Annotated in this window: 17 protein-coding genes and 1 pseudogene; 11 read left to right on the top strand and 7 right to left on the bottom strand. The window is 65.5% G+C overall.

Annotation, left to right across the window (positions count from 1 at the left end):
* Nucleotides 1–267 (bottom strand): annotated as a pseudogene (locus IC66_RS0131130) (bifunctional 2-polyprenyl-6-hydroxyphenol methylase/3-demethylubiquinol 3-O-methyltransferase UbiG); the annotation flags it as partial.
* Between the two features lie 14 nt (nucleotides 268–281).
* Nucleotides 282–749, bottom strand: coding sequence for a PH domain-containing protein (locus IC66_RS0131125; protein WP_038950272.1), 468 nt, complete (start codon nucleotides 747–749; stop codon nucleotides 282–284).
* 147 nt (nucleotides 750–896) lie between these two features.
* Here IC66_RS0131125 and IC66_RS0131120 point away from each other — a divergent pair, with 147 nt between their 5' ends.
* The 3 genes from IC66_RS0131120 (at nucleotide 897) to prfA (ending at nucleotide 5,936) form a co-directional block, all read left to right on the top strand.
* Entirely contained in the window at nucleotides 897–2,153 is a 1,257-nt protein-coding gene (locus tag IC66_RS0131120; protein WP_038950271.1) for an aspartate kinase, read from the top strand.
* Between the two features lie 372 nt (nucleotides 2,154–2,525).
* Nucleotides 2,526–4,793: a phosphoenolpyruvate--protein phosphotransferase gene (ptsP, locus tag IC66_RS0131115; RefSeq protein ID WP_038950269.1), complete on the top strand. Its 2,268-nt coding sequence runs from the start codon at nucleotides 2,526–2,528 to the stop codon at nucleotides 4,791–4,793.
* A 57-nt stretch (nucleotides 4,794–4,850) separates the two neighbouring features.
* Nucleotides 4,851–5,936 (top strand): peptide chain release factor 1, encoded by a 1,086-nt coding sequence (gene prfA / locus IC66_RS0131110; protein ID WP_028141901.1) that lies wholly within the window; start codon nucleotides 4,851–4,853, stop codon nucleotides 5,934–5,936.
* Nucleotides 5,937–5,943: 7 nt separating this feature from the next.
* Here prfA and IC66_RS0131105 read toward each other — a convergent pair whose 3' ends face one another.
* Nucleotides 5,944–6,414 (bottom strand): MarR family winged helix-turn-helix transcriptional regulator, encoded by a 471-nt coding sequence (locus IC66_RS0131105; RefSeq protein WP_028141902.1) that lies wholly within the window; start codon nucleotides 6,412–6,414, stop codon nucleotides 5,944–5,946.
* A 121-nt stretch (nucleotides 6,415–6,535) separates the two neighbouring features.
* The gene (locus tag IC66_RS0131100) at nucleotides 6,536–7,015 is read right to left on the bottom strand and encodes a hypothetical protein (RefSeq protein WP_049801891.1); all 480 of its coding nucleotides are present in this window, start codon (nucleotides 7,013–7,015) and stop codon (nucleotides 6,536–6,538) included.
* Between the two features lie 390 nt (nucleotides 7,016–7,405).
* Between IC66_RS0131100 and IC66_RS0131095 the strand changes: the two genes are divergently transcribed.
* The 4 genes from IC66_RS0131095 (at nucleotide 7,406) to IC66_RS0131080 (ending at nucleotide 12,261) form a co-directional block, all read left to right on the top strand.
* The gene (locus IC66_RS0131095; RefSeq protein WP_038950268.1) at nucleotides 7,406–8,740 is read left to right on the top strand and encodes a substrate-binding protein; all 1,335 of its coding nucleotides are present in this window, start codon (nucleotides 7,406–7,408) and stop codon (nucleotides 8,738–8,740) included.
* A 100-nt stretch (nucleotides 8,741–8,840) separates the two neighbouring features.
* On the top strand, nucleotides 8,841–9,716 hold the full coding sequence (locus tag IC66_RS0131090) for a branched-chain amino acid ABC transporter permease (RefSeq protein WP_026202378.1): 876 nt from the start codon (nucleotides 8,841–8,843) through the stop codon (nucleotides 9,714–9,716).
* A gap of 11 nt (nucleotides 9,717–9,727) precedes the next feature.
* Nucleotides 9,728–11,566 (top strand): branched-chain amino acid ABC transporter ATP-binding protein/permease, encoded by a 1,839-nt coding sequence (locus IC66_RS0131085; RefSeq protein WP_038950267.1) that lies wholly within the window; start codon nucleotides 9,728–9,730, stop codon nucleotides 11,564–11,566.
* Nucleotides 11,563–12,261, top strand: coding sequence for an ABC transporter ATP-binding protein (locus tag IC66_RS0131080; RefSeq protein ID WP_028141906.1), 699 nt, complete (start codon nucleotides 11,563–11,565; stop codon nucleotides 12,259–12,261). The genes IC66_RS0131085 and IC66_RS0131080 overlap by 4 nt, the downstream gene beginning before the upstream one ends.
* A gap of 26 nt (nucleotides 12,262–12,287) precedes the next feature.
* Here the strand turns inward: IC66_RS0131080 and IC66_RS0131075 are convergent, their stop codons facing one another.
* Nucleotides 12,288–12,713, bottom strand: a complete 426-nt coding sequence (locus IC66_RS0131075; protein ID WP_038950266.1) for an HIT family protein — start codon at nucleotides 12,711–12,713, stop codon at nucleotides 12,288–12,290.
* A 90-nt stretch (nucleotides 12,714–12,803) separates the two neighbouring features.
* Between IC66_RS0131075 and prmC the strand changes: the two genes are divergently transcribed.
* Nucleotides 12,804–13,700: a peptide chain release factor N(5)-glutamine methyltransferase gene (prmC, locus tag IC66_RS0131070; RefSeq protein ID WP_038950265.1), complete on the top strand. Its 897-nt coding sequence runs from the start codon at nucleotides 12,804–12,806 to the stop codon at nucleotides 13,698–13,700.
* Nucleotides 13,701–14,161: 461 nt separating this feature from the next.
* Nucleotides 14,162–14,950: a DUF4167 domain-containing protein gene (locus tag IC66_RS0131065; protein ID WP_038950264.1), complete on the top strand. Its 789-nt coding sequence runs from the start codon at nucleotides 14,162–14,164 to the stop codon at nucleotides 14,948–14,950.
* A gap of 94 nt (nucleotides 14,951–15,044) precedes the next feature.
* Here IC66_RS0131065 and IC66_RS0131060 read toward each other — a convergent pair whose 3' ends face one another.
* Complete coding sequence (locus IC66_RS0131060; RefSeq protein ID WP_028141910.1) at nucleotides 15,045–15,791, bottom strand: methyltransferase domain-containing protein; 747 nt, start codon at nucleotides 15,789–15,791, stop codon at nucleotides 15,045–15,047.
* Between the two features lie 108 nt (nucleotides 15,792–15,899).
* On the opposite strand from IC66_RS0131060, the gene gloB reads away from it, so the two are divergent.
* Nucleotides 15,900–16,667: a hydroxyacylglutathione hydrolase gene (gene gloB, locus IC66_RS0131055; protein ID WP_038950263.1), complete on the top strand. Its 768-nt coding sequence runs from the start codon at nucleotides 15,900–15,902 to the stop codon at nucleotides 16,665–16,667.
* A 37-nt stretch (nucleotides 16,668–16,704) separates the two neighbouring features.
* Nucleotides 16,705–17,127, top strand: coding sequence for a cupin domain-containing protein (locus tag IC66_RS0131050; protein ID WP_018320528.1), 423 nt, complete (start codon nucleotides 16,705–16,707; stop codon nucleotides 17,125–17,127).
* A gap of 37 nt (nucleotides 17,128–17,164) precedes the next feature.
* Here IC66_RS0131050 and yddG read toward each other — a convergent pair whose 3' ends face one another.
* Complete coding sequence (gene yddG, locus IC66_RS0131045) at nucleotides 17,165–18,034, bottom strand: aromatic amino acid exporter YddG (protein ID WP_028141912.1); 870 nt, start codon at nucleotides 18,032–18,034, stop codon at nucleotides 17,165–17,167.
* Nucleotides 18,035–18,079: the final 45 nt, after the last annotated feature.

The following is an 18,079-nucleotide window of genomic DNA, read 5'->3' as shown; positions in this document are numbered from 1 at the left end:
GCACAACAGGCCGGCGCCGCAGCCGATGTCGAGCACGCGCAGGCCGCCGAGGCAGTTGAGGCTGCGCACGTTGCGCTCGAACTTGCGGCAGGCGGCGTCGCGGATGTAGCCGAGCCGCAGCGGGTTGATCCGGTGCAGCGGCGCCATCTTGCCGTTGGGGTCCCACCACTCCGCCGAGAGCTTCGAGAATTTTGCGATCTCGGCGGCGTCGACGGTCGAGCCCGGCTGCGGGCTGGCGGAGAGGGAAGTATTTTGCTGCATGCTCATGGTTACGCGCGGTCCTACCGCGTGGTGATCGAACTACGGAAGGCGAGCGGCGAGGCGATGGTCTTGATCGTCTCGATCCCCTCGCCGACGCCGCGAATCGTCACGTCGCCGTAGTTGAGAATACGTCCAAGGATGGTCTGATCGACATCGACGCTCTCGACCTTGTCGAGCGCCATCTCGAAGGTGCGGCGCTTGATGAAGCCGGTCTTGTGCACGACCCTGAGATTGGTGACGTCGGTCTCGGTGGTGAAGCGGTGGAACCAGCCCTTGAGGGTCCAATACACGGCCGCCAGCGCCGCGACACTTGCGGCTCCCAGGCAAAGCAAAACGAGCCAGTCGACGGCCGCCTGCCGCGACAGGATCAGCAGGCCCAAGGCCACGATCCAGGCCAAAATCGCCGGAAAATAGAAGATCCAATGCGCATTGGTCGAATACAGCACCCGCTCCCCGGGCTGCAGGATTTCGTCAATATAGCGCGCCATAACCTCTGATAACCCATTGCCCGGATTGGCCGCAGCAGGAACCCGCTTGCCCCCGGCCCCGCCCCTCTGTATACGCGCGGTCGGGCCTGCGGCATCGCCTCGCGCGGGTCACCATACTTATCCTTATGAGGGAATGCACGCGTCGTCATGAGCCGCCTCGTGATGAAATTCGGCGGCACATCCGTCGCCAACATCGAACGTATCCGCAACGTCGCACGCCATGTGAAGCGTGAGGTCGACGCCGGCCACGAAGTGGCCGTGGTCGTCTCGGCGATGTCCGGCAAAACCAACGAGCTGGTGGCTTGGTGCACCGAGGCCTCGCCGATGCACGACGCGCGCGAATACGACGCCGTCGTCGCCTCCGGCGAACAGGTGACATCCGGCCTGCTTGCCATCGTGCTTCAGGGCATGGGCATCCAGGCCCGCTCCTGGCAGGGCTGGCAGATCCCGATCAAGACCAGCGACGCCCACGCCTCGGCCCGGATCGAGGACATCGACGGCAGCGAGATCATCAGCCGTTTCAAGGATCGCAAGGAAGTCGCGGTCATCGCCGGCTTCCAGGGCATCGACCCGAAGACCAACCGCATCACCACGCTCGGCCGCGGCGGCTCCGACACCTCGGCCGTGGCGATCGCCGCCGCCGTCAAGGCCGACCGCTGCGACATCTACACCGACGTCGACGGCGTCTACACAACCGACCCGCGAATCGTGCCGAAGGCCAAGAGGCTCGACAAGATCGCATTCGAAGACATGCTGGAACTGGCCTCCCAGGGCGCCAAAGTGCTCCAGGTCCGCTCGGTGGAACTCGGCATGGTCCACAACATGCCGATCTTCGTCCGCTCGAGCTTCGACAAGCCCGAGGATATCGACCCGCATGCCAACCAGCCGCCCGGCACGCTGATCTGCAGCGAGGAGGAGATCATGGAAAGCCACGTCGTCACTGGTATCGCCTTCTCCAAGGACGAGGCCCAGATCTCGGTGCGCCAGATCGAGGACAAGCCGGGCGTTGCGGCCTCGATCTTCGGCCCGCTGGCAGAAGCCAACATCAACGTCGACATGATCGTGCAGAACGTCTCCGAGGACGGCAAGACGACCGACCTCACCTTCACGGTGCCGGCGGCCGACTATACCCGCGCCAAGGACACGATTACCGCCGCCAAGGGCAAGATCGGCTACGCGCGGCTCGATACCGCCACCGACGTCGCCAAGATCTCGGTGATCGGCAGCGGCATGCGCAGCCATGCCGGCGTCGCCGCCCAGGCGTTCTCGGCCCTCGCCGGACGGAATATCAACATCCGGGCCATTACAACCTCCGAGATCAAATTCTCGGTTTTGATCGATACCGCCTATACCGAGCTCGCGGTGCGCACCCTGCACACGCTCTACGGTCTCGATCAGGCCTGAAACGCGACCATCGTCGCGCTTCAGGTTGTTGTTTGAGCATGGTCTTTCCGGAAAACCGTTTCGCACTTTCCGGACCATGCCTGGACTAATTTTCTCTTAGCGGTCGCAGCAAACGCGAAGGTGTACACACCTTCGCGTTTGGCAGGCGTTTTGCTTGGCAAAACAAGCCTCAATTCGCTATACGGCGAACAGGGTGGGCTGCCGCAGACTGTGTCCCAGTTAGGCGGCGCTGATTCGGTGCAAGCGCTAAATCTCCAGTGGATTTTGGGCTTGTGCCGGCGCCGGACAAACAAATTGGTTGTTTTTCTGGAATTTTAGGCCAGCCGCCGGCCGATACGGCCGGGCCGGGCACACGGAGGAGATTGACGGGACATGCGGAGCGCGTCGGGAGGTCCCCGCGTCTTGTTGAGACGGCTCCGCGAAACCATGGCGGAACAGGTCTCGGCCCAGGAGCGGCTGGACAAGATCGTGGTGCTGATCGCCGCCAACATGGTGGCCGAGGTGTGCTCGGTCTATGTGCTGCGCATCGACAACACGCTGGAGCTCTACGCCACCGAAGGCCTCAACCGTGAGGCCGTGCATCACACCGTGCTGAGCGCCCATGAGGGCCTGGTCGGCCTCGTCGCCAGCGAGGCGACGCCGCTCAACCTGAGCGATGCGCAAACCCACCCGGCCTTCTCGTTCCGCCCGGAGACCGGCGAAGAAATCTACCACTCCTTCCTCGGCGTGCCGATCCTGCGGGCCGGCAACACGCTTGGCGTGCTGGTGGTGCAGAACCGCGCCAAGCGCAACTATGTCGAGGAGGAGCTCGAGGCGCTGCAGACCACCGCGATGGTGCTGGCCGAGCTGATCGCCTCCGGCGAGCTGTCCGCGCTGGCCCAGCCGGGGCTGGAGCCTGCCGCGCGCCATTCCGCGCAGAAGGTCGGCGCGATCCTGTCGGAGGGCATCGCGCTCGGCCATGTCGTGCTGCACGAGCCGCGCGTCGTCATCAAGGACTACATCGCCGAGGACCTGCCCAAGGAAATCAAGCGGCTCGACACCGCGCTGGCCAAGCTCCGCGCCGATCTCGACCGCATGCTGGAGCGCGGCGACGTCGCCGAGGGCGGCGAGCATCGCGAGGTGCTGGAAGCCTATCGCATGTTCGCCAACGACCAGGGCTGGTCGCACAAGCTGCACGAGGCGGTCGCCACCGGCCTCACAGCGGAAGCCGCCGTCGAGCGCGTGCAGTCCGACACCCGCGCGCGCATGCTGCGCTCGACCGACCCCTATCTGCGCGACCGGCTGCACGATCTCGAGGATCTCGGCTACCGCCTGATGCGGCAGCTGGTCGGCCAGGACCACGCGCCCTCGCGCGAGCAGCTGCCCGACAACGCCATCGTCATCGCCCGCGCGATGGGCCCGGCGGCGCTGCTCGACTACGACCGCAAGCGCCTGCGCGGCATCGTGCTGGAGGAAGGCACCGCCAACTCCCACGTCTCGATCGTGGCGCGCGCGCTCGGCATCCCCGCGGTCGGTGAGGTGCCGAACGCGCCCGGCATTGCCGATCCCGGCGATGCCATCATCGTCGATGGCACCTCCGGTTCGATCTATGTGCGCCCCTCGCAGGAAGTCGAGGCGGCCTTCGCCGAGCGCGTGCGCTTCCGCGCCCGCCGCCAGGCGCAATATCTGGCGCTGCGCGACCTGCCCTGCGTCACCAGGGACGGCCAGAAGGTCGAGCTGATGATCAACGCGGGCCTTGCCATCGACCTGCCGCATATCGAGGACACCGGCAGCGCCGGCATTGGCCTGTTTCGCACCGAGCTGCAATTCATGGTCGGCCAGAGCCTGCCGCGCACCAGCGACCAGCTGGCGCTGTATCGCACCGTGCTGGATGCGGCCGGCACCAAGCCCGTCACCTTCCGCACCCTCGACATCGGCGGCGACAAGGCGCTGCCCTATATGGAAGCCGTGATCGAGGAAAATCCCGCGCTCGGCTGGCGCGCGATCCGGCTCGGGCTCGATCGTCCCGGCCTGCTGCGCGGCCAGATCCGCGCGCTGCTGCGCGCCGGTGGCGGCCGCGCGCTGCGCATCATGTTCCCGATGATCTCGGAGGTCGCCGAATTCGATTCGGCGAAGGCGCTGGTCGAACGCGAGCTCACTTATCTGCGCCAGCACGGCCACACGCTGCCGGAGCGTATCGACATCGGCACCATGGTCGAGGTCCCCGCTTTGCTCTATCAGCTCGACGAGCTCTTGAAGAAGGTCGACTTCATCTCGGTCGGTTCCAACGATCTGTTCCAGTTCCTGTTCGCGGTCGACCGCGGCAATGCCAAGGTCTCCGAGCGCTTCGACACCATGTCGGCGCCGATCCTGCGCGCGCTGCGCGAGATCGCACGCAAGTCACAGGCGGCGAAGAAGTCGCTCTCGCTCTGCGGCGAGATGGCGTCCAAGCCACTTGGCGCGCTGGCGCTGATTGCGCTGGGCTACCGCTCGTTGTCGCTTTCGGCAACCGCGCTCGGTCCGGTGAAGGCCATGGTCATCGATCTCGATGCAAAGAAGGCCGAAGCCGTGCTCGGTCCGCTCCTCGACGCGCCGGCGGGCAGCGTCTCGATCCGGCAGAAACTGACGGAATTCGCCGAGGCCGAAGGCCTGGCGTTGTAGCGGGCCTGTCGCCGCTCCCTGCCGCCTCGCCTCCTTCCGCCATTTGAGACTGAACCGATGTCGTCACTCCCCGAAGCCAAACTGGACGTGCTCCTTGCACATCATGCCTCTCTCGAGGCCGAATCGTTGGGACAGCTCGCCTCCGAGCGCTACGTGCAGATCACGCGCGAGCTCGCCGAGATCACCCCGCTGATCGAAGCGGTGAAGGCATATCGGTCTGCCGTCAAAGAACTCGCCGACACCGAGGCGCTGATCGCCGATCCCGCGACCGATGCCGAGATGCGCGGCATGGCGGAAGCCGAGCGCGACGAGCTCGCGCCGAAAATCGAGGAGCTGGTCCAGAAGATTCGCGTTGCGCTGCTGCCCAAGGACGCCATGGACGACCGCAACGTGGTGCTGGAAATCCGCGCCGGCACCGGCGGCGACGAGGCTTCGCTGTTTGCCGGCGACCTGTTCCGGATGTACGAGCGCTTCGCTGCCTTGCAGGGCTGGAAGGTCGAGGTGATCTCGGCCAGCGAAGGCACCGTCGGCGGCTACAAGGAAATCATCGCGGAGGTGCAGGGCCGCGGCGCGTTCTCCAAGCTGAAGTTCGAGTCCGGCGTGCATCGCGTGCAGCGCGTGCCGGACACCGAGACGCAGGGGCGCATCCACACTTCGGCCGCGACGGTGGCCGTGCTGCCGGAGGTCGAGGACGTCGACGTCGACATCAAGAACGACGATTTGCGCATCGAGACCATGCGCGCGCAAGGCGCCGGCGGCCAGCACGTCAACAAGACCGAATCGGCGATCCGCATCACCCACATCCCGACCGGCATCGTGGTGATGATGCAGGACAGCCGGTCGCAGCACAAGAATCGCGCCTCGGCCATGAACATTCTGCGCTCGCGCATCTACGACGCCGAACGCCAGCGCGTCGATGCGGCACGGTCGGCCGAGCGCAAGGAGAAGGTCGGCTCAGGCGACCGCTCCGAGCGCATCCGCACCTACAATTTTCCGCAAGGCCGCGTCACCGACCACCGCATCAACCTGACGCTCTACAAGCTGCCGCAGGTGATCGCGGGCGAAGCGCTCGGCGAGTTGACCGACGCGCTGACCACCGAACACCAGGCCGCGCAGCTCGCCGCACAAGGCGCGGCAGCCTGATCCCTGCTCAGCGCACCTTTGCCAGGAACGATCGCAGGATCTTGCCCAATGCGGGTGCAGCGGCGCTCAGCTCGTCCAGGTGAATGCGCGAGAGCGAGCGAAGCTTCTGCTCGCCCTTGGCCGTCAGCTTGACCAGGACGCGCCTTGCATCCTCGGGATCGGCCTCCCGGCCGATCAGCTTCAACTTCGCCATGCGGTCCACCAGCTCCACCGCCGTATGGTGCCGGATCAGGAGGAAGCCGGCGATGTCGCCGACGCTGGCGCCGTTGGGGTCGGCCAATCCCTTGATCGCCAGCAGCGCCTGGTGCTGCTGCGGCGTCAATCCGGCGTTCTGGGCCGCCGCTTCGCTGAAGGCGAGGAAGGTGCGCAGCTGGTAGCGGAATTGGGCGAGCGCGGCGTAGTCAGCCTCGCGCATCGCGCCGCCCCTCGAGGGCGCAGCACGCGCCGTGCGTCCCGTCTTCCGCTTCGAGTCAGCCATTCCGTGCCTTTCGACCTCCGCCCGCCGGCGGAGCGGGCGCTGCCGAGACTAGCAAGGAAGGCGGGGCGGAACCACCGATGGGCCTCGCAGATGCACAAATATAGCGGGCTTTGCAGCCCTCCTATTCGAAGTTGGAGAGCAGGATCTTCACCAGGATGACCTGAAACGCGATCGGAATACGAACGCTCTTCCGCCTGATCGAGCGCTGGAGCGCACTGGCGATCTCGGCGCTGGTCAAGGCGCCTTCGGATGCATTCGTGATCAACTCGCCCCACATCTGCGACAGCGAGCCGCCGGGCGGGATCACCGGCTTGATGGTCACGCCGCAGCCCTGCGCCCAGTCCACGATCTCCCGCATGGTGTGAGGACCGCAATTGCGCGTCGTCGCAAGCCGCTCCGCCGTCAGTGCGAGCAGCAGCTCGCGCGAGGGCGACCAGGTCCCCTTCGGCGGCTGCTCGCCGGTGAGCTCGACCGCGAGCTCCTTCAGGACATTCTGGGCCCGCACGCTCAGTCTCTGCATCGGCACCGGCGTGCGTTTGGCCTGAACGGAGCCGATGGCCGGCCCCCGCTGCCCGGCGGACCGGCCGCGCGACTCCGGCATGCGCGAGGCATCGCCGGACTGCGGCGATGCGCGCTGGTCGCTTCCCTCCCCGGCAGGCCACGCCGCCTCCTGCCGCTCCGCCTCTTGCGGCCAGGACCGTCGCTTCCGGGTACCCGCTACTGTCGTCTGCCGCGGCATCTCTCTCGCCGAACCTGCCAATCTCGTACTCACAAAGGCTAATATATATCGTGATCCGATATGTTTTCACGCGATAATTTTCGTCGTTCGACCAAAGGCGAAATTGACAGATGGTGCTCACGAGCAATGTTTAGGTCCAGGAGCTACACGCGGATGTGACGCGCCCGGTGCAGGCAGGCCTTTCGAGGCCGGTTGCCGCCGGACAGGTCGTGTTTTGCCTGCAAACAAGAACGATATCCGGAGGAAACGATCATGACCGACCATCTCATTCGCCGTGGCCTCTCGCGCCGCGGCCTGCTCCAGACCACGGCAGGCCTCATCGGCGGCTCGGTGCTGCCTGCGATGCCGGCCTTCGCCGAGGACAAGCCGGCCGTCGGCTCCTATCCCGCGGGCGTTTCGGGCTCCACCGCCTTCATCGGCATCTCGGTGCCGCGCACCGGCACCTATGCCGTGCAGGGCGAGGACGAGCTCAAGGGCTATCAGCTCGCGATCGAGCACATCAACAGCGGTCACGACCTGATCAAGAAGATCTCGCCGAAGACCAGCAAGGGCGTGCTCGGCAAGGAGCTTAAATTCGGCGTCGCGGATTCCGCGGCCAAGCCGAACGAGGCGGTGCAGGCGCAGCAGCGCTTCATCAGCGAGAACAAGGCGATCATGATCACCGGCGGCACCTCGAGCGCCGTTGCGGTCGCGCTGAACAAGCTCGCCCAGCGCGAGAAGGTGATCTTCGTCTGCGGCATCTCCGGCTCGAACGACACCACCGGCAAGGACTGCGTCCGCTACGGCTTCCGCCAGAACTTCTTCGGCCAGACCGCCGCGGCGGCGATCGGCCCCGTCATGGTCAAGGAGTTCGGCAAGGGCAAAAAGGCTGCGTATCTCACGCCTGATTACACCTACGGTCACACCGTCACCAAGTCGATGCAGGACTTCCTTGCGACTGCCGGCTGGACCACCGTCACCAACCAGGTCGCGCCGCTCGGCGCGCCCGACTATTCCTCCTATCTGCTGAACGTCGCGAATTCCGGCGCCGACGTGCTGATCAACGTCAACTGGGGCCACGACGCGGTGCTGTCGACCCAGCAGGCCAAGCAGTTCGGCGTGCTCGACAAGATGAAGCTGGTCGTCCCCTACCAGGTGCCCTTCATCGCGCGCGAGACCGGCGGGCTGATGCAGGGCGTCTACGCCGCGACCGACTATTGGTGGACGCTCGAGGACAAGTTTCCGCTCGCCAAGATGTTCAACGAGGCCTTCGAGAAGAAGTACGGCTACAAGCCGGAATGGGGCGCGGAGAACGCCTATGTCAGCTTCGCGCACTGGGCCCGCATGTGCGAGCAGGCCGGCAGCTTCAACCCGCCCGACGTGATCAAGGCCTATGAGAAGGGCGAGACGCTGCCGTCCCTGGTCGGCGACGTGCATTACCGCCCCGAGGACCATCAGTGCGTCCGCCCGGTGATCATCGTCAAGGGCAAGCAGCAGAAGGACATGAAGACCAAGGAAGACTGGTACGATGTGGTCGAGATCGTGCCCGGCGAAGGCTTGATGCAGAAGCCGGACGCCTTTGGCTGCCATCCCGGCGACTACAGCTGAGCTCGCGCTAACCCCCTGTGACGCCGTAGGTCGCTTCCGGCTCCTGCGGCGTCACCCATTTTTGCGCACCGCCGGAACGCGCCACAACCGTGACCATTGCATGATTAGTTGGCCCAACCTCGTCTCGCAGCTCTTCAACGGGCTCGCGCTCGGCGCGCTGCTCGCACTGATCAGCTCCGGCCTGACCATTATCTACGGCACGCTCGGCGTGCTCAACCTCGCGCATGGCGCGATGTTCATGATCGGCGGCTATGCCGGCTTCGTCGCCTACCAGTACACCGAATCGTTCATCCTTGCGGTGATCGCCGGCTCGCTGTTCGTGATGCTGCTCGGCGTTGCGATGGAACGCGTCATCATTCGCCATTTCTATCATCGGCCGCACGAGGACCAGTTGCTCGTGACCTTCGGGCTCGGCATCTGCTTCGTCGAAATCATCCGGCTGATCTTCTCCAGCCAGTCGCAGCTGGTGCCGCCGCCGGCGATATTCCAGGGCATCACCAATCTCGGCTTCATGTTCTATCCGACCTACCGCCTCGCGGTGGTCGGCATCGTCGCGATCGCACTCGGCGCGCTGTTCATCATCCTCTACCGGACCCGTCTCGGCATGATCGTGCGGGCCGGCATCGAGGATTCCGTGATGGTGGATTCGCTCGGCATCAATGTCTACCGGGTCTTCATGGTGGTGTTCGGCATCGGCGCGATGGCCGCCGGCTTTGCCGGCATCGTCAACGCGCCGGTGGTGTCGCTGACGCCGGGCATCGGTGACGACATCCTGGTCCAGACCTTCGTGGTGGTGGTGATCGGCGGCGTCGGCTCGTTCCCAGGCGCGATCCTGGGCGGCCTGATCGCCGGCGAGATCATCAGCGTCACCTCCATGTTCAACCCCGGCTACGCCTATGTGATGCTGTTTGCGGCGATGACGCTCGTGCTCGTGGTGCGACCGCATGGCCTGCTCGGCGTCCAGGGCCGCGAGTGAGTGATCGCCTGATGCTCAAGCAACGCCCCTTCCTGATCGAGGCACTGACGGCCATCGGCCTGATCGCGGCTCCCTTCGTGCTGCCCCATCTCGGCTTCGCACCCAACACCGTGAACCGGATCCTGGTCTGGGGCCTGTTCGGCCTCGGCTTCGACATCCTGTTCGGCTTCACGGGCCTGTTGTCGTTCGGCCAGTCCGCCTTCTACGGCACCGGCGGCTTCGTCGCCGCCTACCTCCTGACCCGCGCCGGCTTCGGCAACGTGCTGGGCGCGCTGATCATCGGCATGATCGCGGCGGCCGCGACCGGCTATCTGATCGGCCTGATCGCGCTCCGCCGCACCGGCATCTACTTCGCCATGATCACCGTGGCGATCGCAGAGGTGTTCTTCTTTGTCGAGTTCAATCCGCTCTCCGACTTCACCGGCGGCGAGAACGGCCTGCCGGGCGTGCCAACGCCGAGCTTCAATCTCGGCTTCACCACCGTCCACTTCACCAATGGCTGGTCGCTCTACCAGTTCATCGCGCTGTGCTATTTCATCGGCGTCATCATCGCACTCAGGATCGTGCGCTCGCCGGTCGGCGCCATCCTCAGCGCAATCCGCGACAATCCGCTGCGCGCCACCGCGGTCGGCCACAACATCCACGGCTACAAATTGACTGCTTTCGTGATCGCAGCCGCCTACGCCGGTTTCGCCGGCGGCCTGCTCGGCGTGCTCCAGGCCTTCATGCCGCCGGACGCCTTCACTTTCGACACGTCCGGTCAATTGGTGATGCAGACCGCCATTGGCGGCCGAGGCACGCTGTTCGGGCCGCTGGTCGGCGCGACCGTCTGGCTCTTCCTCCAGGATTTCCTCCAGTCCGCGCTGGGCCTGGGCGCCGCCTGGAAGCTGGTGCTCGGCGTCGTGTTCGTGCTGCTGGTCTGCTTCCTGCGCGGCGGCATCATCGGCGGTCTTGCGGACCTTTATCGCCTTCTCTCCGGCAGGCGTAAGCGAAGCGATACGGAGGCCGAGCCTGACACTGAGACGACACTGCACCTTGCGCCCGCGCCGATGCAGGCCAAGGAGGTCGCGCACCCCGCCTATTCCGGGCCGATCCTGAAAGCCACCGGTCTCACCAAGCGCTATGGCGGCCTCGTCGCCAACAGCGACATCGATTTCAGCGTCAATCAAGGCGAGCTGCGCGGCATCATCGGCCCCAACGGCGCCGGCAAGTCGACCTTCTTCAAGATGCTGACCTGCGAGATCGCGCCGACATCGGGCCAGATCGTGTTCGAGGGACGCGACATCACGGGATTGAAGGTCACCGAGGTTTGCCAGCTCGGGCTCACCAAGAGCTACCAGGTCAACCAGCTCTTCACCGGGCTGACGGTGCGGCAGAACCTGACGATTGCCGCGCTCGCCGAGCTGCGCGGCAAGTTCCGCCTCGATCTCTTCCGCAAGCTCTCCAGCGTCAAGGGCCTGGCGGAGCAGGTGGAGCATACGCTCGCTTTGGTCAATCTGACCCGCCGCGCCGACACGCCGGTCGCCGAACTCGCTTATGGCGAGAAGCGCCGGCTCGAGATCGGGCTCGCGCTGGCGACCTCGCCACGCCTGCTGCTGCTCGACGAGCCGCTCGCGGGCATGAGCCCGCGCGAGCGGGTCGAGACCGTCAAGCTGCTCAAATCGATCGCGCGCGGCCGCACCACGATCATCATCGACCACGACATGGATTCGCTGTTCGAGCTGGTCGAGCGCGTGACGGTGCTTCAGGAGGGCAAGGTGCTGCTCGACGGCACGCCGGAGGAAATCAGGACCAACGCCGCGGTGCAGGAGGCCTATCTCGGCGGCGTGCACGGGGAGATCGCCGCATGAGCCTGATCGAGGTCAACGGCCTGAACAGCTATTACGGGGATTCCCACATCCTGTTCGACGTCGCCATGCACGTCGAACGTCACGAGGTGGTGGCGCTGCTCGGCCGCAACGGCGCCGGCAAGAGCACGACGCTGAAGAGCCTGATGGGCGTCGTGACGCCGCGCAGCGGCAGCGTGAGGTTCGACGGCATCGATATCGCCGGACGCAGGAGCCACAGGATCGCGCAGGCGGGCATGCAGCTCGTGCACGAGGAGCGCCGTATCTTCGGCAGCCTGTCGGTGGAGGAGAACATCACCCTTGCCGGGATCACCGCGCCGAAACGCTGGCCGCTCGACCGCGTCTACGAGATGTTTCCGCGGCTGAAGGAGCGACGGAGCAACCGCGGCACCGAGCTCTCCGGCGGCGAGCAGCAGATGCTCGCGATCGCGCGGGCGCTGGTGCGCGATCCCAAGATCGTGCTGCTGGACGAGCCGTTCGAGGGGCTCGCGCCCGTCATCGTCCACGATCTCGTCAAGGCCTGCCGCGAGCTGGCGGCGGCCGGCCAGACCATCGTGCTGGTCGAGCAGAATTTGGCGGCGACGCTGGCGCTGGCAAGCCGGATCTACATCGTCAACAACGGCCACATCGTGCACGAGGGTCCGGCGCAGGAGCTCAAGGCCCAGCCGGAGCTGCTGCAGCGCTATCTCGGCGTCTAGCCACCCGCCGATCTCGGCTGTCAGGCTCAGCCGCCAAGCGCCGCGATCATCCGCTTGGCGTGATCGGCGAGCACGGCCATATCTTCCTTGCGCGTCTGCGCCGGCAAGAGATCGACGCCGGCCCTGACAGGCATGACGTGCATGTGCAGGTGAAGCACCACCTGCCCGCTGGCCGGCTCGCTGAACTGCTGGAGGATGATACCCTCCGCGTCAAACGCCTTCATCGCCGCAATCGCGATTCGCTTGGCCGTCCGGGCGACGGCGGCCAGATCGTCCTCCGCGATATCCAGGATGCCGCGCGCCGGCGCCCGCGGAATCACCAGCGTGTGTCCGGGCGCGCGCGGCATGATGTCGAGAAAGGCCAGACTGCGGTCGTCCCTGAAAACCTCGAAGCAGGGAATCTCGCCGCGCAGGATCTTTGCGAAGACGTTCTGATCGTCATAGGCCGTCATGGACCCCTCCACGCTTGCGAGGCGCGATCAAACGCGCTCCTTTCCGTTGACGCAAGCGAGCCGGCCGATCTATCCACGATGGCAGGCAGGATGGCTCCATTGGCGACAAATATCGATCCCGGACATAATGTCGAGAGTGCGCGGCGCGCGCTCGGGGCACGGCTGCAAGCGGCCGGCATCGAGCAGGCGACCCTCGATGCGCGCCTGCTCGTCGGGGCCGCGTTGGAGCTCGATCTGACCGGTATGGTGACGCAGGCATCGCGACAACTCACGCCTGAGGAGACCACGCGGCTCGAACGATACGCGCAACGCCGGCTCGCGCATGAGCCGGTCGCCCGCATTCTCGGCGTGCGAGACTTCTGGGGCATGCCGTTGCGGTTGTCGGAGGCGACGCTGGTACCGCGGCCGGACACCGAGACCGTCGTCGAACTGGCGCTCGAGATCTTCTGGGGCCTGTCGATATCGGGGCGGCGCCCGCGAATCGCTGATATCGGCGTCGGATCGGGCGCCATCCTGCTCGCATTGCTGCGGGAGATTCCCGACGCGTTTGGCGTCGGCACCGATGTCAGCCCGACGGCGCTCGATACGGCGCGCGACAATGCGGCCGCCCTCGGCCTCGTCGATCGCGCCGGCTTCGTCGCCTGCTCCTATCTGACGGCGCTGCGCGGCCCGTTTGACCTCATCGTCTCGAACCCGCCCTATATTCCCTCCGCCGAAATTCCGAAACTGAGCATCGAGGTGCGCGAGCACGATCCGCATCTAGCGCTCGACGGCGGCAATGACGGATATGACGCCTATCGCGCCCTGATCCCGCAGGCCGCCGAGCGTCTCGCCCCCGGCGGAGCGCTGATCGTCGAGGCCGGACAGGGGCAGGCCAGAAATATTGAAACCTTGATGATAGCAGGCGCGTTAACGGTGGACAGGCCGCCCAAGGCCGACCTGGCGGGCATTCTGCGGGCCGTTTCGGCCCGAAAAATGCCCCCATAAAAGCCGGATTGGCTTGCAAAAAGCTCTTGGAATATCCCTTGGGAACGACTACGTTCCGATCAAGACATCGGTGCCGGCCCCGTAGACCTACGGGCGAAAGCCGGGCTCTCGGGCGAGAGCTTTACTGATAAAGGTTCCAAGCCGCAGGTCCTGTGAAGCGCGATAGCCATTGGAGCTGCGCTGCTCTCCGACCGCAAAGTGAACGAAAGCCTGATATTGCGCTTGAAGACTTACGCAACACAGCTGGGCTTGTTTCGGCAGGCAAAATGAATGGGTTCGCTGGCGATCAGTGCTGGCGGGTGGGGAACGCGTCCTTGTTTGAACGCGACGGTCGACGAACATCGGCAGGGTTCGATCCGCTCTTGCGCGCGGTGCGCGCGAGCGATGTGAACCGCTGTCCAGGTCACTCCTAGCAATCAAGTAATGCGTGCAACGTTTAGGGCTGGAATTAAAGGCAGGACATGAGAAACGGTCAGAACAAGCAGCGGATGCGCAACCGCAACAATAACAATAACAACAACAACCGGCGCAGCCAGAACCCGATGACCCGGGTCTACGAGTCCAACGGACCCGACATCAAGATCCGCGGCACCGCCTCGCACATCGCTGAAAAGTATCTCCAGCTCGCGCGCGACGCGCGCTCTTCCGGCGACCCCGTTGCAGCCGAGAACTACTACCAGCACGCCGAGCATTATTTCCGTCTGATCGCCGCGGCCCAGGAACAGTTCCGCCAGAATCAGCAGCCGCGCGGCGACGAGCCGATCAGCAGCAACAGCGACGACAGCGACGACGACGGCGAGAATTTCTCGAATTTCGGCCAGGAGCCGGGCTTCGTCCCGCAGCCGCAACAGCAGCAGCCCTTCGCGCGCGACCGCGACGGCCAGCGCGATCATCACCAGCGTGACCATCAGCAGCGCGAAAACCAGCCCTATCAGCGCGATCAGCAGCAACCGCGCGAGCACCGCGAGCGCGACCATCGCCCGCAGCCGCAATATCAGCCCCAGCCGCAACCGCAGAATCAGCCGCAGCCCGTCGTCACCGACACCGGCAGCGTCGATCGCCTGCCCTCCTTCATCACCGGCGCGCAGCCGCAGGTGAACGGCGGCGCGAATGGCGGCCAGGCCGGTTTCGAGGGCGGTGCCGGCGGTGGCGAACGCTTCCCGCGCCGGCGGCGCCGGCCGCATGGCCCGCGCCCCGAGCGCGAAGCAGCTCCGGCCGCGTCCGGCGATGATCTCGCGCCCAGCGAGTAAGTGAGCTTCTTCTGATCGACTGATCTGGAATCGTCCCGGCCTCGCCGGGACGATTTTGTTTTTGACGACCATCGGTCGCGGCAACGCTTGTGACCTAGCCGCGCGTCACCGTCGTCGAGGATGGCACCAGCACGGGCTTCGCGAGCGAGGGAATGAGCCGCGCCCGCTCGCGCTTGGCGGGGATCGCGCGGTAGACCTGCTTGGTCGCCTCCACGATATGGACGCCGGCAAAGGGCAGCGACAGTGCCGCACCGGCGCGCTCCCACATCTGCGCCGATTTCAGCACCCAGCCGCCGGCATAGGGCGGCATGAACAGCGCCTCTCCCCAGGCGGTCGGCGTGAACCAGGTCTGGCGCAGCAGGTCGGTGATCTGCGAGCGCGAATAGGGCCGGCCGTGACCGAACGGCGTGCTGTCGGTGCGGGTCCATACCCCGCGCCGGTTCGGGATCACCGCGATCACGCGCCCGGACGGCGACAGTACCCGCCAGACCTCGCGCAGCAGCGCGGCCGGATCGTCCGACATCTCCAGCGCGTGAACCAGCAGGATGCGGTCGACCGCGGCGTCGGGAAGCGGCAGCGAGAATTCGTCGACCAGAGAGGCCAGCGCCGGCCGTCCCGTCGGCCATTTCAGGACGCCCTGGGCCGCCGGCATGAAGGCGAGGCAGCGCTCGGCGTCTTCGCGGAACAACCCCAGATAGGGGGTGGGATAGCCGAGGCCGAGCACGCGGTGGCCCTCCGCCCTCGGCCAGCGTTCCCTGATGCCGCGATTGATCATTTGCCGCGCCACGATCCCGAGGCGGCGGGAATAGAACTCGCGGAGGTCGACGACGTCGATGGTCATGACGGCAATGTAACATGCGCGAGACCGCCGCCGCGCGCGGAATATTGCATTGCCTGCGCAACGTTAACGCCATATTTGTCTGGCGGGGCTGAGCCCGATGGAGATGACATGGCCGCCGAAATTCGTACTTTCAGCTGTTTAAACGACAATTTCGGCTATCTGATCCACGATGTGGAAACCAAGGCGACGGCGTCGATCGACGCGCCCGAGGCCGGCCCCATCCTGGCAGCGCTGGAGCGCGAGGGCTGGCAGCTCACAGACATCCTGATCACCCATCATCACGGCGATCATGTCGGCGGGGTCGCCGAACTCAAGCGGAAATACAACTGCCGCGTCGTCGCGCCGCACGACAAGACCACGAAAATTGCGGACGTCGATCTGCGTGTTGCCAATGCCGACGTGATCAAGATCGGCAATTTGCTGGCGCGCGTCCTGGAGACGCCCGGCCACACGCTCGACCACATCTCCTACGTGTTCGACACCGAGAAGACGGTGTTCGCCGCCGACACGCTGTTCTCGATCGGCTGCGGCCGGGTGTTCGAGGGCACCTATCCGATGATGTGGGATTCGCTTCTGAAGCTGCGTGCCCTGCCCGACGACTTCAAGCTCTATTGCGGCCACGAATACACGGCCTCCAACGTCAAGTTCGCGCTCACCGTCGATCCCGACAATGCGGCGCTCCAGGCGCGTGCAGCGGAGGTGACGAGGCTCCGGGCCGAGAACAAGCCGACCATTCCCACGCTGCTTGGCGACGAGAAGCGGGCCAACGTGTTCCTGCGCGCCGATGAGCCGCAGGTCGCGGCAAGGCTGCACATGAAGGGCGCGGATGCCGCCGCAGTCTTCGGCGAGCTGCGCGAGCGCAAAAACAAGTCCTGAAGCACAAGTCCTGCAGAAGAAAGTCCTGACTGGATCGATGCCGACTGCAGCCGAGATCATCGCGCGCCTCGAACTCCGTCCGCATCCCGAGGGCGGCCACTATCGCGAGACGTTTCGCGACCAGACCACGGACGCCAACGGGCGTTCGCGCTCGACCCTGATCTACTTCCTGCTGGCACGCGGCGAGCGTTCGCACTGGCATCGCGTCGACGCGGTCGAGACATGGCACTATTACGCCGGCAGTCCCTTGATGCTGCGCATCGCCCACGACGGCTGCTCGCAGCACCAGGTGCGGCTCGGCACTGACCTTGCGAATGGAGACCGGCCGCAGGCGATCGTGCCGGCACAGGCCTGGCAATCGGCGGAGACGACGGGCGAGTGGACGCTGGTCGGCTGCACCGTGGCCCCGGCATTCGAATTCGCAGGCTTCGAGCTCGCACCACAGGGCTGGGAGCCGTAGTCCCGCACCGTCATTCCGGATTCGCCCGGAATGACGATCACCGCTTCCGTAGCACCATATCCTTCGCGGCAATCAAACCGCCGCCGGCAATCAGGATCGCAGCAATCGCGATGTTGGCGCTGGCCTTGGCGAAACCGGCGGCGATGAGGAAGCCGGTCGAGAGCAGCGGCGTCGCGTAGGAGGCAGCGCCGAGCACGCGGATGTCACCGCGCTTCATGCCGATGTCCCAGGCGTAGAACGCGGCACCGACGGGACCGATGCCGAGCGCGATCACCGAGAGCCATTGCAGCGTGGTCTCCGGCCAGACGGTGGTCTCGAGCAGGCCATGCATCAGCGCGGCAAGCACGGCGGTGGCCAGACAGAATCCGGCGACCGCATCGGTCGGAACGGCCTTGAGCCGGCGCGACAGCACCGAATAGGCCGCCCAGACGAACGCGGCGATGAAGGCCGCGGCCAATCCCGGCACCTGCCCCGCCACGAAGCCGGAGGTGTTGCCGGCGAACAGCAGCACGGTGCCGACAAGGCCGAGCATCGCGCCGACGATGTGATGGAGGGCGAGCCGCTCGCCCGGCAGGAAGGACGAGAACAGCACGATCAGCAGCGGCCACAGATAATTCAGCAGGCCGGCTTCGGCCGGCGGCGCAAAGCGCAGCGCGAGAAAATACAGCGCGTGATAGCCGAACAGGCCGCCGACGCCGACAGCCCAGACGACCAGCGGCTGACGCAGGCTCTTCGCCGCCTCGCCGCGGCCGATCCAGGTGAGCAGGCCGACCAGGCCGCCGATCGCGAAGGTCATCGCGGCGAGCTGGAACGCCGGGATCGTTCCGGTCGCCACCGTCATCACCGACAGCAACGACCACATCAGGATCGCGGTCAATCCGATCAGCGTGGCTGTGCGCGGGGTCATTGACGAAGGCTCTGAGGACAACGATGCCCGGCACGAGGCCGGGCA

The sequence above is a fragment of the Bradyrhizobium genomosp. III genome (genome assembly GCF_000261705.1).
In the GTDB taxonomy this organism is placed as follows: domain Bacteria; phylum Pseudomonadota; class Alphaproteobacteria; order Rhizobiales; family Xanthobacteraceae; genus Bradyrhizobium; species Bradyrhizobium ottawaense.
Note: the sequence above shows the minus strand (reverse complement) of the source record. Positions and strands in the feature narration are given on the sequence as shown.